Source organism: Mucilaginibacter sp. (assembly GCF_041663085.1).
In the GTDB taxonomy this organism is placed as follows: Bacteria; Bacteroidota; Bacteroidia; order Sphingobacteriales; family Sphingobacteriaceae; genus Mucilaginibacter.
The window spans coordinates 1-14234 of sequence record NZ_JBAZRC010000053.1 but is presented as its reverse complement, the minus strand read 5'-3'; the positions used below and the strand labels follow the sequence as shown (position 1 = coordinate 14234).

14 protein-coding genes are annotated in these 14234 nt (G+C 42.5%); 3 read left to right on the top strand and 11 right to left on the bottom strand.

Going from position 1 to position 14234, the window contains the following annotated elements; translation table 11 throughout:
* Window positions 1–28 precede the first annotated feature (28 nt).
* Entirely contained in the window at window positions 29–3772 is a 3744-nt protein-coding gene (locus tag WC615_RS11685; protein WP_372978273.1) for an ATP-binding protein, read from the top strand.
* Window positions 3773–4097: 325 nt separating this feature from the next.
* Here WC615_RS11685 and WC615_RS11680 read toward each other — a convergent pair whose 3' ends face one another.
* Entirely contained in the window at window positions 4098–5021 is a 924-nt protein-coding gene (locus WC615_RS11680) for a hypothetical protein (protein ID WP_372978272.1), read from the bottom strand.
* A gap of 261 nt (window positions 5022–5282) precedes the next feature.
* Here WC615_RS11680 and WC615_RS11675 point away from each other — a divergent pair, with 261 nt between their 5' ends.
* Window positions 5283–6830 (top strand): glycoside hydrolase family 10 protein, encoded by a 1548-nt coding sequence (locus tag WC615_RS11675; protein WP_372978271.1) that lies wholly within the window; start codon window positions 5283–5285, stop codon window positions 6828–6830.
* Between the two features lie 3 nt (window positions 6831–6833).
* Here the strand turns inward: WC615_RS11675 and WC615_RS11670 are convergent, their stop codons facing one another.
* From WC615_RS11670 to WC615_RS11655, 4 genes are all read right to left on the bottom strand, one after another.
* Window positions 6834–7625, bottom strand: coding sequence for a DUF1835 domain-containing protein (locus WC615_RS11670; RefSeq protein ID WP_372978270.1), 792 nt, complete (start codon window positions 7623–7625; stop codon window positions 6834–6836).
* 83 nt (window positions 7626–7708) lie between these two features.
* The gene (locus tag WC615_RS11665; protein WP_372978269.1) at window positions 7709–7915 is read right to left on the bottom strand and encodes a hypothetical protein; all 207 of its coding nucleotides are present in this window, start codon (window positions 7913–7915) and stop codon (window positions 7709–7711) included.
* Between the two features lie 16 nt (window positions 7916–7931).
* Window positions 7932–8150, bottom strand: coding sequence for a zinc ribbon domain-containing protein YjdM (locus WC615_RS11660; protein WP_290427212.1), 219 nt, complete (start codon window positions 8148–8150; stop codon window positions 7932–7934).
* A 22-nt stretch (window positions 8151–8172) separates the two neighbouring features.
* A complete protein-coding gene (locus WC615_RS11655; RefSeq protein ID WP_372978268.1) occupies window positions 8173–8769 on the bottom strand; it encodes a DUF6624 domain-containing protein in 597 nt (198 codons plus the stop codon).
* A 137-nt stretch (window positions 8770–8906) separates the two neighbouring features.
* Between WC615_RS11655 and WC615_RS11650 the strand changes: the two genes are divergently transcribed.
* Entirely contained in the window at window positions 8907–9101 is a 195-nt protein-coding gene (locus WC615_RS11650) for a hypothetical protein (RefSeq protein ID WP_372978267.1), read from the top strand.
* 148 nt (window positions 9102–9249) lie between these two features.
* Here WC615_RS11650 and WC615_RS11645 read toward each other — a convergent pair whose 3' ends face one another.
* The 6 genes from WC615_RS11645 to gldD form a co-directional block, all read right to left on the bottom strand.
* Window positions 9250–10233 carry a pyruvate dehydrogenase complex E1 component subunit beta gene (locus WC615_RS11645; protein WP_372978266.1) on the bottom strand — a complete coding sequence of 328 codons (984 nt, stop codon included), beginning with the start codon at window positions 10231–10233 and terminating at the stop codon, window positions 9250–9252.
* A 99-nt stretch (window positions 10234–10332) separates the two neighbouring features.
* Window positions 10333–11037 (bottom strand): peptidoglycan DD-metalloendopeptidase family protein, encoded by a 705-nt coding sequence (locus WC615_RS11640; RefSeq protein WP_372978265.1) that lies wholly within the window; start codon window positions 11035–11037, stop codon window positions 10333–10335.
* Window positions 11038–11043: 6 nt separating this feature from the next.
* Entirely contained in the window at window positions 11044–11421 is a 378-nt protein-coding gene (rbfA, locus tag WC615_RS11635) for a 30S ribosome-binding factor RbfA (protein WP_372978264.1), read from the bottom strand.
* A gap of 194 nt (window positions 11422–11615) precedes the next feature.
* Window positions 11616–12842: an FtsX-like permease family protein gene (locus tag WC615_RS11630; RefSeq protein WP_372978263.1), complete on the bottom strand. Its 1227-nt coding sequence runs from the start codon at window positions 12840–12842 to the stop codon at window positions 11616–11618.
* 7 nt (window positions 12843–12849) lie between these two features.
* Window positions 12850–13485: an MBL fold metallo-hydrolase gene (locus tag WC615_RS11625; RefSeq protein ID WP_372978262.1), complete on the bottom strand. Its 636-nt coding sequence runs from the start codon at window positions 13483–13485 to the stop codon at window positions 12850–12852.
* Between the two features lie 151 nt (window positions 13486–13636).
* Window positions 13637–14212 carry a gliding motility lipoprotein GldD gene (gene gldD, locus WC615_RS11620; RefSeq protein WP_372978285.1) on the bottom strand — a complete coding sequence of 192 codons (576 nt, stop codon included), beginning with the start codon at window positions 14210–14212 and terminating at the stop codon, window positions 13637–13639.
* Window positions 14213–14234: the final 22 nt, after the last annotated feature.

Genomic DNA, 14234 nt, shown 5'->3' with positions numbered 1-14234 from the left:
ACCAATGATTTAGCACCGATATAACAAATTGACAACCGCCGGAAAAATACGCGTATTACTGGGTTTACTGTTTGCCAGCTTGTTATTTACAGCAATTGTTGTTGAAAGAACTTACACGCCCGGGAATAACCTTATCCAAACTGCCAAGCTGTTAGAGAATAACCTGCACCGTAAAGAAAGCTTCGTGTATGATGCTATTAAAAACAAGCAGGTATTTAATGAAATAAAACAACTGCGCAACACCCCCGCCAAAGGCCTTGCTTATATTAACGAGTATACCATTAAAAACGCCATTTGGATACTGGTTTATAAAGATAAACAACTTGATTTTTGGACCGGTGCAAAAATAATCCCCCAAAATGCAACCCGGTTAAAAGAAGGGTGCTCTTTCATAAAACAGCCTAACGGGTATTACGAAACCATTAAGAAAACTGAGGGCAACGTATCGGTCATATTTTTTATTCCTGTAAAAACCAATTACCCCTTTACAAACGATTACCTGCAAAACGTATTCGCAAAAGACCTTACCTTAGATCATAACATTACCATTGCCGACTTTACAGATAAAAATGTTTACGCCGTACATGATATAAATAACGTTTACCTGTTCTCACTAAAATTAATCAAAGGCGTTAACCACCGGTTTTTTTATTTTGTAATAAGTTTCTGGCTTTTGGCCATTTTTACACTGCTTTTACTGGTAAATAATGTTGCACGCTACCTGGTTGGTAAAGGCTATATATATGGCGCGTTAGTATTTCTATGCGGGTTTATTGTGTGCCTCAGGTTTGTAAACCTGCATTACGGCTGGCCTTATTTTACGCGCGAGCTGCCGCTGTTTAATCCCAAATTATATGCCTCCTCGTCCTTATACCGTTCCCTGGGCGATCTTTGTATCAACATACTGATGATGTGCTGGGTGGTTGTTTTTGCCTATGCCCATCGCACCAGCCTTATTAAAAAGGTGCCCGGAAAGGCAGTAAGCTATATCATTTTCACAGCGTGTCTGCTCTCTCTAATTCTTTTATCTACGCATTTATTGCAGGTTTTTTATGGCCTGGTCATCAACTCCAAAATTAGTTTCGATGTAAACAACGTACTCAACCTATCTGGGTTTAGCCTGCTTGGTGTACTGATGCTTTGTTTTAGTTTCCTGATGTTCTTTTTATTAACAGAGGTTGTACTTACCATTTGTTTTAAGCTTGATATACCTATTATGCAGCAGGCATTGCTGCTTGTTGCAGGTATAATTATTACAACCACCATAGTAACTTATTACTGGGAGTTTAGCCTGTTCTATTTACTTTGGATGGTGATGATTTTGGTAAGGGGCTACGCCTTTTTAGACAACGACCGTAAGTTTACGGCCACATCCTTACTAAGTGTTATACTAATTTGTGCCGTAATAGCGTCTGTAAAACTTAACCATTTCGAATCGGTAAAAGAGCAGGACCTGCGAAAAGTTTTGATACAACGCCTTGAAGTGCCTGATGATGTTATTGCTGATGGGATATTCAAAAAAATAGAGAAGCAAATAATTGTAGACCCGCTGCTTATCTCTTATTATAAAAGCGCCGACCATACTTCTGATTACCTGGAAACCCGTTTGCAAAAATTTTACTTTGACCGTTACCTGTCTAAATACGATTTTGAGGTACACGAGTATGATACCGCCGACCAGCCCATATCGCTCGACAAGAACTATACGCTTGATGTATTTAAGGATATGGTGGTGTACAGTTCATTTAAGGTGTCTGATTATTTTTACAGGCAAAACGAATCCTTCGGGTTTCAAAGCTATTTTGCCATACTGCCTGTTATGGATGGCGCTAAAAAATTAGGTACTATAGTTGTAGAGCTGAAGTCAAAACCATTGCTTGCCGCGGGCAGCTTCCCCGACCTGCTGGTGGATAAAGAAGTTAAGGGCAACAGCGAAGAGTTTAAAAATTATTCGTTTGCGTTTTATACCGATAATATACTCATTGGGCAAAGCGGAACCTACGTTTACAGCATCCGTAACAATGAGTTTAAAGGCGAACTAAAAAAGTACACTACACAAACCACGCAAAGTGTTAAGCATGGCTTTGCCGACAAGTTTACCACCTTTAATCATTTACTGTACAAACCTGCCAGCCGAAACCTCATTGTAGTAAGCCAGGAAAGCAATGTGCTGCTGGCAAATATTACGGCATTAACATTCTTCTTTGTAGTGTTGCTGGCATTTAGTGCCATAACCTTATTAATAAGGTTGATATGGATAAGGGTGCGCATATTTAACGTAAGTAATAATCGCATCAAATGGAGCTTTAGGATAAGTTTCGACAGGATATTGTACAAAACACGGATCCAGTTTTCGATGATATTTGCGGTTGTTATAACGCTTATACTTGTTGGTATAATCACTTTTGTATCCATAAGTACCCAATACCAGGCGCAGCAGGATAAGATCATCCGCAACAAAATAATGCAGATTACGGCAGCTTTTGAGGCCGGGCCTATTAATAATATTACAAACATTACCGAGGATAGTAAGATGCGGTTTGAAGAACTGGCCAAAACCTACTCGGCTGATCTTTCTTTGTATGACCTTAATGGGCGCCTGCTGTTTTCTACACAGCCTAAAATTTATGATTACGGTTTGCTGTGCAGGCAAATGAACGCACGTGCTTTTATTTCATTAAGCGGGGCGCAAAGTTCTGAAGTGCTAAACGAAGAGAAGATAGGCCTGCTTACCTATAAAGCAGCTTATACCCCCATTAGGGATGTGAAACACCAAACCATTGCCTATCTTCAACTACCTTACTTTGCTAACGCCGCAGATTACACCGAGCGAATAGGTTCGCTGCTAAACATTATGATAAATGTTTATGCGCTGGTATTTATAGCTATTGGGCTGTTTGCGGTAATTATTGCACGACAGATAACTGCGCCGCTAAATTTTATACAGTACAATTTAAGTAAAACCATTTATGGTAAAAAGAACGAACCCATAAAATGGGAGCGTAATGACGAGATTGGGGCACTTGTAAAAGAATATAACAACATGATAGCCGCGCTGGAGAACAGCGCCCAAAAGCTTGCCCAGTCTGAGCGTGAGACCGCATGGCGCGAGATGGCAAAGCAGGTAGCCCACGAGATAAAAAACCCGCTTACGCCGCTTAAATTAGGCTTGCAGCTGCTTGATAAATCATGGAGGGATAAAGACCCTAAGTTTGATCAAAAGTTTGAGCGTTTCAGTAAATCATTTGTTGAGCAGATAGAGAGCCTGTCATCTATCGCGTCAGAGTTTTCGGCATTTGCAAAAATGCCCGATACCCGTATCGAGAAGATCTCGATATTTGAGATGCTGAACCAGGCCGTTACCATATTTAAACAAATGGATAATGTTAACATAAGCTACCAACCCCCTGCCGATCCGTTTTTTGTAAGCGCCGATCGCGACCAGTTGCTGCGCTGCTTTAACAACCTGTTAAAAAATGCTATTGAGGCCGCGCATCAGGAGACCAATTGCTTAATTGATATCAATTACCTTATTACCACCAAAAATATACTGCTTACTATAAAAGATAATGGCAACGGCATACCCGAAAGCATGCGCGAAAAAATATTTGAGCCAAACTTTACCACTAAAAGTTCGGGTACGGGGCTGGGCCTTGCCTTCGTAAAAAACTCAATAGAAAACGCTAACGGTAAAATTTGGTTTGAAACCACAATTGATGTTGGCACTACATTCTACCTGAGCTTCCCCGCAGCGGGTGAAGAGATGGTATAGAGATTCATTCACGTCATTTTATCCCCTATAATTTCGAAGAGCATGCGTACGGTATAGAAGCGAAGAGAAGTTTTGTTCAAATAGCAGGTGGTGAGCTTTGCATTTCGAACAAGATTTCTCCTCGTTCCTCGTTCGAAATGACATATTGGTAAGGGCGCAATTCTCAGATTGCTTCGTACCTCGCAATAAAGCGCGGGGGGGAGCGTAGCAGCTTCGAGCGGTTTGTTGCCCACTTTTGCCTGGCATCCCGGAATAATGCGTGAGGGGGAGAAACAAAAAAGCCCCCCGACATATCGGGAGGCTTTCAAATAGCTATAAGGGCTTGTTACTTAAGCGTTATACTGGTTTTACCCATAGTATATCCATCAGCATATAAAAGCACAGTGTAGGTGCCTTTTTGGAATGGAGCAGGGTTTATCCAGTCGATAGTATAACCGCTGCCATCGTCCCTAAAATCAATTGATGTTTTGTAAGTGTATTGCAGGTCTTGGCTATCAGCATTGAATGTACCCGAGTCTGTTTGGGTAATCAGGTTTCCGGTTGGGTCAATAATACGTACATATACATCATGCAGGCCTTTTTCGGCAACAGCATTGGTAGCAACCGTAAAGTTGATCTTTATCTTTTGAGCCTGCTTAGCCTTGGTAACGTCGCTTTCTTTGCCGCTGTTCTTCACTTTATAAGCAACCACATCGGCGGTAGCTACTTTAATAGCCGATGCTACCTTCACCTTGGTGTCCAGTTCCTGGTTCTTTTGTTCCAAATCTGTAGCTTTTTGGCTAACAGTGGCCAGGTTAGTTTTTAAAGTATCGCGTTCGGTAGCCAGGGTGGTGTTCTGTTTTTTAAGCTCCTCAATATCGGCGGTGTATTTGGTAACAAAATACCTTAGCTGTTTAATATCCTCCTGCGCTTTGCCTAGTTCGGCAACGGTTAGTTTACCTTTAGCCAGCTCGCTTCTAAGCACGCGTATTTTTAAGCGTAACGAATCATTTTTGGCCTGCATAGCTGCCGACATTTTTGCACGGCCTGCATTAACCTGTTCTATCTGTGCCTCAAGGCTGTCTAGTTCTGTTTGTAGCCTTGTTTTTTCGTCGTTCTGGTAAACTACCTTTATGTCCGATTTATTCTTTTGTGTGTAGAGGTAAACATCGGTACCCAATAATGCAACCACAACAGCTATTAAAAAATAAATTACATTCGAATTTTTTTTGGGTTGCTGCGGTTGGCTATCTGTTGGTTGGTATTCCATAGTAATTATTTAAAGGTTATGATAATTTAACGGGTTGCTAACCTATTAAGGCTATCTTTCTTTTTTTAATATCTAAATAAATATAGGCAAAAAACTAACATAACGTAGTAAAAGGCCCGTTGTTTGCACTTATAATGGTACGGGCTAAAATAAGTACAATATGATTAAAACACAAAATAGGCGTAATTATTATACTAATACTAAAACTGCTTAGTTGTGAGTTTATATCTTTGGGGCTTTAAAAAATAAAATATTCGCTTAATGCAATTATACAGATACCTGCTTACTACACTTTGCTTTTCAATTATATTTTCCCTGTCTATAGCCCAAACAGTTGCACCAGAAGAGGTTACGCCAATACAGCCTAAACGCGAGTTTAGGGGCGTTTGGATTGCAACCGTGGTAAACCTTGACTGGCCAACCAATACAAGGGCAACTGCCGAAAATCAAAAAAAAGAACTTGCGGAAGAGTTAAACATCCATCAGCAAAACGGTATCAATGCTATCATGTTTCAGGTTAGGCCTGCCGCAGATGCGCTTTACGCCAAAAGCCGCGAACCCTGGTCAAAATATTTAACCGGTAAACAAGGGCAGGCCCCGGGTTACGATCCGCTTGAATTTGCTACTACCGAAGCCCACAAACGCGGTATGGAACTGCATGCCTGGTTTAACCCTTACCGCGCTACTTTTGATAATAAGTTTTGGACGCTGGCACCCGAGCATATTACCCGTACCAAACCCGAATGGTTTTTTATTTACGACGGTATAAAGCTTTTTAACCCGGGCTTGCCCGAGGTACGTGAATATATTGTACAAGTGATACTGGATGTTGTAAAAAATTACGATGTTGACGGCATACACATGGACGACTACTTTTACCCATACCCGGTTAGGGGCCAGGTAATACAGGACGCCGATACTTATGACAAATACGGGCAGGATTTTGATAATATAAAAGACTGGCGACGCGATAACGTTGATAAGCTGGTGCATATGCTGGCCGATAGTATTCATAAATACAAGCCCCACATGAAATTCGGCATCAGCCCGTTTGGCATATGGGCCAACAAAAGCCAGCATCCCGACGGCTCTGCTACAAACGGAGGATCATCATACATCGAAAACTTTGCCGATAGCCGTAAATGGATGCAGGAAGGCTGGATAGATTATATAAACCCACAGATATACTGGCATATTGGCAACCGTGCCGCCGCGTTTGATACCTTATTGAACTGGTGGAGCAACAACACCTTTAACCGGCATTTATACATAGGCCAGGCACCGTACCGTTTTTATGAGTTACGCAGCCCGGCTTTTAAAAACCCATCAGAGATACCAAACCAGATACGCATGATACGCGCTAACCCGCGTGCGCAGGGCAGTGTGTTCTTCAGGTCGCAATCGCTTATAGGGAATGCCAACCATTTGGCAGATAGCCTGAGAAAAGATTTTTACCGTTACCCGGCGTTGCCGCCGCAAATGCTTTGGCTTGATTCTATCCCCCCAAATGCACCGCAAAATTTTATAGCACATACCGAAAATAAAGGCGTAATGCTTAAATGGCAGGCGCCATTACCGGCAAGCGATAATGAACCGGTTTATGGCTATGTGATATACCGTTTCCAGGAGAATGAGAAATTTGATTTGGGCGACCCTAAGAACATACTGCACATACAATACGATGCCACGGCCTTTTATATGGATAGCAATGTAAAACCTGGCCAAACTTATTTTTACGTAATAACCGCTATAGACAGGCTAAAGAACGAAAGCGAACGCTCGCCTACTATGGCGGTAACTGTTCAGTAAAGCTTATACATTAATAAGCCCGCGGGCAGCGAGTTTATCCATGTAGGTATTGATCTCGCTATCGCCCATGCCGTAAATTTTATCTGCGCTCCAAAAGGCGGCGTATATCTCAGGCCTGGTTTTGGTGCCATTTTTATATATATCAAGCAATTTTTGCTCAATATAATTTAAACCATCTGTATTGCTATGCAGCCGCTTTAAATGCGCTTGCATAGCAGGTTTAAGGCAGTGCATATTGCCCCAAAAGGTTGTAGTGTTTATCCACTCCTGTAGCTTAACCGCATCGCCGGCAATGTAAAGGTCCCAGGCTTCAGTGGCCAGTTCAAAATCGTACTCGCCAAGCTGTACACGGATATTGTCGTACAGGCCTTCCAGTTGCTCACTATCCAATTGGCCCATACCGCGAAAATCAGAAACACCGGGTACTTCTGTTGGGCATATCAGGTATACCGAAGGGCCGGACAGGTTGGTTTTTTGCGAAAGCAGCATCATCACACCCAGCAGGTTTACCTGGCAATGCAGGTCAAATTCGAACCAAAGGTTTATCTCTTCATACGGCTGGCTAAATTTCTCCAGCTGTGCCACCATGTTATCGTGGTAATGTTCGGGGGTATCGTTAAAGTTTTGTGAGATCCAGGCGGCGCGTGTTTGCCAGAATTTGCCCGATTCGATATTCTCTGAGAGCGGGCCTTCAGATAAAACCTCGCGCCAAACCAGTACATCGCCATCAATGCCTGTTTGTTCAAAAACGTTTAAAGTAGCATCGCCATTAAGTACGTGGAGGATAGAACTCATATATTTTTATTTTATACAGAACGCATATCAACAGCTAAAGTGTGGCACTTTAGCATTTTAATACTTTCGGCATAAAACAGATTTTATACCGATGCCTTTTCCTGCTTTTTTGTGTAGCTAAAGATCAACACAATACAGATAGCAAACATTACCACCGATATAGATGCCAATACAATACGCCAGGTCTCATGCTGGTCTATCCCTTTGATAATGCTGTTAACACCTATTGTTATCATCCCAATAAATATGAACAGCGAAGGCAATAATTTTTGGCGTGGTGTTTTTTCCATATCCTAAATTACAAACTTATCTCTTTTTTAAAAAAGCTGTTTTAAGTACAATACTCATCCCGTCAATTTTGCAATCAACCTCTTCGTCATCATCTGTAAGGCGGATCTTTTTTACCAGTGTGCCTTGTTTTAAAGTTACACCGCCACCTTTTACTTTTAAGCTTTTGATGAGTGTTACGCTGTCGCCATCATTAAGGATGTTACCGTTGCTGTCTTTTACATTTGATTCTGCCATGCGGCAAAGCTACACAGATAAATTAATTAGAGGCGTTTGTTTCGGCTATATATTGTTTAAGCGGCATCAGGCCTATCGCCTTTCGGCGTGCTTCCACATGCGCGGCATCTTTAATGGGTAAGGGCGCCCATTTTTTGGTTTTTGGGTCATTTATACCTTGTGTGCCGTATAATTGTTTTTGGTTAAGATTGGTTAATACGCGGTCGGTAAGGTAGGCATAGTTTTCGCCCGATGCGTTTTTGCGATCAACCTCTTTTTTCATCAGTAGTAATACCTTTTGCTGAAAAGCCACATCATCATCGCAATGCTGCACAATGGCCCAAAACTTACTGCTGCCGCTTTCGCCAACCAGCGAATAGCCGGGATAGCCATATTTTGCGATGATACTTTTTGCTTCCGCTTTATTAATGCTATCTGCGGTAGTCCAGTTTTTATCTATCGTTTCCCTGTTATAGTCGGATTTTTGGTTGTTATATAACCTGGCCGATTCGATGCGCCATTTTTGATCTTCCTTAAACATCGCGCTCAGCTTTTTATACAAAACCGAATCTGTTTTAACCTGGCCCAATGCGGTAACATAACTACTCAGTAACAGTAAAATAAGCGGCACCCTTTTCATAACTAAATTTTTAGGTAAAGGTATGTTTTGTATTGATAACTGCAAAACCCTGTTCCATTTTGTTCCATTCGGGCGTAAAGCGGAACAAGAGTAAATATTTAATTTGCTAAAAATCAACACCTTAAATTAAAATGCCGATGGCTCAATACCTGTCGCCTTACTACCTGAAAAGGCCGAAACAAGGGCGAAAAGGGGCGGAAAAAGTTGCTTTTTATGATGTTATTTCCGCTCCATTTTTTTGTCCATTTTCAAAAAAAACGGAACAAAAACGCAAAAACATAAATTATTGTAAAATGGCCACTTACGCAATAAACAATGAAGTAAAACTTTAAATAGAGAGGTGAGGCCGTAATTGCAAGATGTTGTATTTCAGCATGTTCCACTTGTCCCGTTTTGCAAAATGGAACAGGCTGTAGAACGCTATAACACAAAAGCCTCCTAACTTTCGTCGGGAGGCTTTTTAATATTAGGGAGTTACAATTACTTGGTAACGTACATTACTTCTTTAACTGCTTTAACCACACGCTCGGGGTTTGGCAGGTATTCTTGTATTAAAGTTGGCGCGTATGGCAACGGAACATCACCACCCATGATACGCAGGATAGGAGCATCCAGGTAATCAAACGCGTCTTTCTGTACTTTAAATGCAATCTCAGTAGCTATTGAACCTAAAGGCCAGCTTTCTTCAACAATTACCAAACGGTTTGTTTTTTTAACCGAGTTAATTACGGTTTCGTAATCAATAGGGCGCACGGTACGTAAGTCAATAACCTCTGCGTGGATGCCTTCTTTTTCAAGTTCGGCAGCAGCAGCGTTAACTACTTTCATTATTTTACCAAAACCAACTAATGTTACATCGCTTCCTTCTTTGGTTACGTTTGCTTTACCTATTTCAATATAGTAAGTTTCTTCAGGCACTTCACCTTTATCACCGTACATTAACTCAGACTCCATGAATATAACCGGATCAGGATCAAGTATAGCTGATTTTAAAAGGCCTTTTGCATCGTATGGGTTTGATGGTACAACCACTTTTAAACCCGGGCAGTTTGCATACCAGTTTTCAAAACACTGGCTGTGCTGTGAGCTAAGCATGCCCGCGTTACCTGTTGGGCCGCGGAATACAATTGGCACAGAGAACTGGCCACCGCTCATTGACATGATCTTGGCTGCACCGTTGATGATCTGATCGATAGCTACCAACGAGAAGTTGAATGTCATGAACTCGATAACCGGTTTTAAACCGTTCATTGCCGAACCTATACCGATACCGGCGAAGCCCAATTCAGATATAGGCGTATCGATAACACGTTTAGCGCCGAACTCGTCAAGCATACCCTGGCTTACTTTATAAGCACCGTTATACTCGGCAACTTCTTCGCCCATTAGGTATATATTCTCATCCTTGCGCATTTCTTCCTGCATGGCTTCCCTTAGCGCTTCCCTGAATTGTATTTCTCTCATTATGTTATTTAAATGAAGTTTTTAGCGATGGCAAATATAAGCACTAATGTGTAAAATGCAATCGGGTGTATTATATAATAAAGTGGTTACAAATAAGCCTTAGCTATTGCGGGCATCAGCAAATTGTAAAATAAGTTCCGGGTCGGGTATATTTTGCAAATATTCCCCTTTTTGCGAATACCTGCCAACGCCCGGGTAATCGCCTTTTTCATCGCCAATATCCAGCATCAGTTGAAAATGCAGGTGCGGCGGCCAGTGCCCGTTTTCGGTAGCAGTACCTAAAGTGGCTATCTGCTGGTTCATCTTAATTACCTGCCCAACCTGCAAGGCAGCCAGGCTTACGCGGCTTAGGTGGCCATAAAGGCTATATAAAGTTAAGCCATACAGATTATGTTGCAGGATGATGGTTGGGCCATAGTCGCCAAAATTATTGTTATCGGCAAAGCTATGTACTGTTCCGCGCAAAGGTGCGTAAATGGGTGTGCCGGCAGCGCCCCAAATATCTACACCAAGGTGCAGGCGGCGGGGTTCATCAGCAGTATCAAATAATGCGCTGCGGGTATAAATGGTGCGGTGTTCCATATAACCGCCAATGCCGTAGCGGCAATTATTATCAGCCAGTTTCTGGTTTATCCATTGGCTAAAGGCTTCGGTATCGGCAACCAATGTTTCGGTTAATTCGGTATTGGCCGCGGTAAGATCCAACGGGTAAAGCGCGTCTGTTTTAGCATCAAAGTCCACCACTTTGCCAATGGCACCGGGGTGGACTTTAATATATGCTGCCAGTTTTTCGGTAGCGTTCATTTCTGTTTAGTTCTCTTCTGTATCGGGCTGGCGCGGCTCGTGGCTTATTTTATCAAAGATCTTCTCCATACGTTCTACGTATTCGCTGGTATCATCCACAAAAAACTCCAGCTGGGGTATTACCCTTACCTGGTCTTTAATGCGGGCGCCCAGTTTGTAGCGGATCTCTGAGGCATGCGATTTGATAACCTGAAGTGCCTGCTGGTTATCTGTATTGTTAAAAAAACTTAGGAACACACGGGCAATAGCCAGATCGGGTGTTACCCGCACCTTGGTAATGGTAACCAAAGTGTGCGGAAGATAATTCATCCCCTCGCGTTGAAATATTGCGGCCAGGTCTTCTTGTATTACCCCGGCGAATTTTTGCTGACGTTTAGATTCCATAGTATGTTAGTAACGCTGCTTAGGCGAATGAGTTTTCAATTTATTGTGCGAAGGTAATGGTTAAAGCTAATGAATTGAAAATAGCTTACAAAATAGTGTTTGTAAATATGTTGTGTTAGAAGCCTGCATCGTAGTCTACTCAGCCCAGACATTGCTGCACTTGAGGGGAGTAGACTCGCAAAACTGACGATCTGCTACAGATCCGCTTTTATTTCATCCAGCCGTTTTACACTCAGGTTAGAGCTTATGCCCGATGCGATTACCGCTATTACAATAACGGTGAAAAATACCAGCCCTATATCGCTTACTTTTAAAGCTACGGGGTAAGCATCCAGTACTGATAACGACGAGCCCATCTTAATAATGTGAAACTGCATCTGTACCAAACATACAATAAGGCCAAGTATAAGGCCGCCTATGCAACCTATAACAGATATCATCATCCCCTCGAAAAAGAAAATGCGACGGATAAGGCCCTTGTTGGCACCCAGGCTGGTTAAAATAGCAATATCCTTACGCTTATCTAACACCAGCATTGTTAACGAGCCTATGATGTTGAATATGGCGATGATGAGCACAAATGTAAGGATCATAAATATCGACCACCGCTCGTAATTAATGGTTTTATAAAGCCCGGTGTTTTGTTCCTTACGGTTCTTCACCGTAAAATCTTTCCCTATCTTTTCTTCTATGCGCTTTTCTATGGCGTCCACATCGGTGCCTTTTTTGTAGATGAGCTCTAATGACGATACCTGGTTGGGTTCATCAAGTAAGTCGCGGGTAAACTCTATCGGTGTGATGATGATGTCATCAAAATCCTGCTGGATACCAAACACGCCCGATGGCAATATGGAACGGAACGTAAAATCGTTCATCGGGTCGGTAGAATTACCGGCCTTGCGCTTAGGCGAAAATATTTGAAGAAAAGTTAGCTGGCTTTTTAAGCTTACACCCAGGTTGGACTGTACTGTAGCACCAATAACAGCAAAGTTTTGGCCTTTATCTTTTAATGTGAACGAGCCAAATTGTATGGTGCTATCCAGCGTGCGCCCCTTAAAAAAATCGTCACTTACACCTTTCACCGTACCTATAAACTGCCTGTCGGCGTATTTAATCAGGGCTTTCTCCTGCAATACCTGGGTGTATGATACCACCCTCACATCGCGGCCAAGGCCGGCAAGGTATGGCGTGTTTGGGTCGAACGTTTTGCCCAAACGGGGTTCTATCTTCAGCTCGGGCGTAAAGTTGCTGTATAACTTCAGGATAACTTCTTCCAGCCCGTTAAATACTGATAGGATGATGATAAGCGCTGCGCTACCAACCAGCACCCCCATCATTGATATGCCCGATATGACATTGATAACGTGGGTCTGTTTTTTTGAGAACAGGTACCTTTTGGCTATATAGATGGAAGTATTCAAATGCTTATTATAAGTATGGGTTGGTTTGTTTTTCGTAACCTATGGTTGTTTCGGGGCCATGGCCGGGGTAAACCGTACAGTCATCAGGCAGTAAAAAAAGCTTCTCTTCAATATTTTTGATCAGCGTACTATAATTACCACCGGGCAAATCGGTACGGCCAATGCTGTTCCTGAACAATACATCGCCTCCTATAAGTATGTTTGCCGCTTTGTCATAAAAACACAAATGCGCGGGTGAATGGCCGGGAGCGAAGATCAATTCAAGCTCGGCATTACCAAACTTAACGGTGCCGGTTTCGGGCAGGTAAGTATCTGGCAGGGGGGATGGGTCATACCTGAGCCCCATAGATGGGGCGTAGGCTACCACAGCTGCCAGTACTTCCGATTCGCCCTCGTGAAACTGTGGTTTTAAACCATACTGATCAAACACAAATTTATTGCCCAGCACATGGTCTATATGGCAATGGGTGTTTAACAGCAGTGCCGGTTTTAAGTTATTATCCTTAATAAATGTCACCACCGCGTTTTGCTCGGCAGCGGTGTACATACCCGGGTCAATGATCGCGCATTCGCCGGTTTCGTCAAATAGCAGGTAGGTGTTTTCCTGGTAGGGATTATTTACAAAGGATTGAACGGTAGCCATGGTTGCAAAAGTAGGTTATTAGCAGGGCATAGCCAATAAACAATATGTCATTTCGAAACGATAGTGAGAAATCTTATACAACTTGTGTATTGGCTATGTGCAAGGTGGATAAGATTTCTCCTCGTACCTCGTTCGAAATTACAACCGGGGGTTATTTCCACTTAAAACTCTTTATCATCACATCCACATCCTTCTTGATAAAATTAAGCACGGGTTGTATCGAATCCAGCCGTGGTTCGGAGTTAAAATACAGTGCACCGCGCAGGTAATGTTTGGTGCTATCCGTCAGGAAAAACTGTGCCGATGAGGCTGCGTTACCATCAATAGTGTAGTAAATACCGTAAACCTTACGGTCGGGATATGAAATAACCCCTTCATCAATAGAGGTTGCTTTTACGGTGTGTTTAAAGCTCAGCTTATGCGCGTCCTCTACCAATTCATTAAACTCTTTTTTCGATTTTATGGTTTCGTAGCTTAAATGCAGTGTAGCATTAAATTGCGGGAACTCTATATTTTGCCAGCAGGGTTTTGCCTTTGCCGACTTATCAGGTTCTACCTTGCTGTATTTAGGGTAATCAAAAGTAAAGGGGCATCCTTCATTATATGCCTGGTATTCCTTTTTAGGAAACTCGATACGGTAATATCCCCGGGGCTTTGGCGAAAAATCGGCACTGCCGCCGCAGGCAGCAAACAATAAAACAAATAAGATGAGTGCTAAATATCTCACGGGTGCTTTTCTTTTGAGTTCC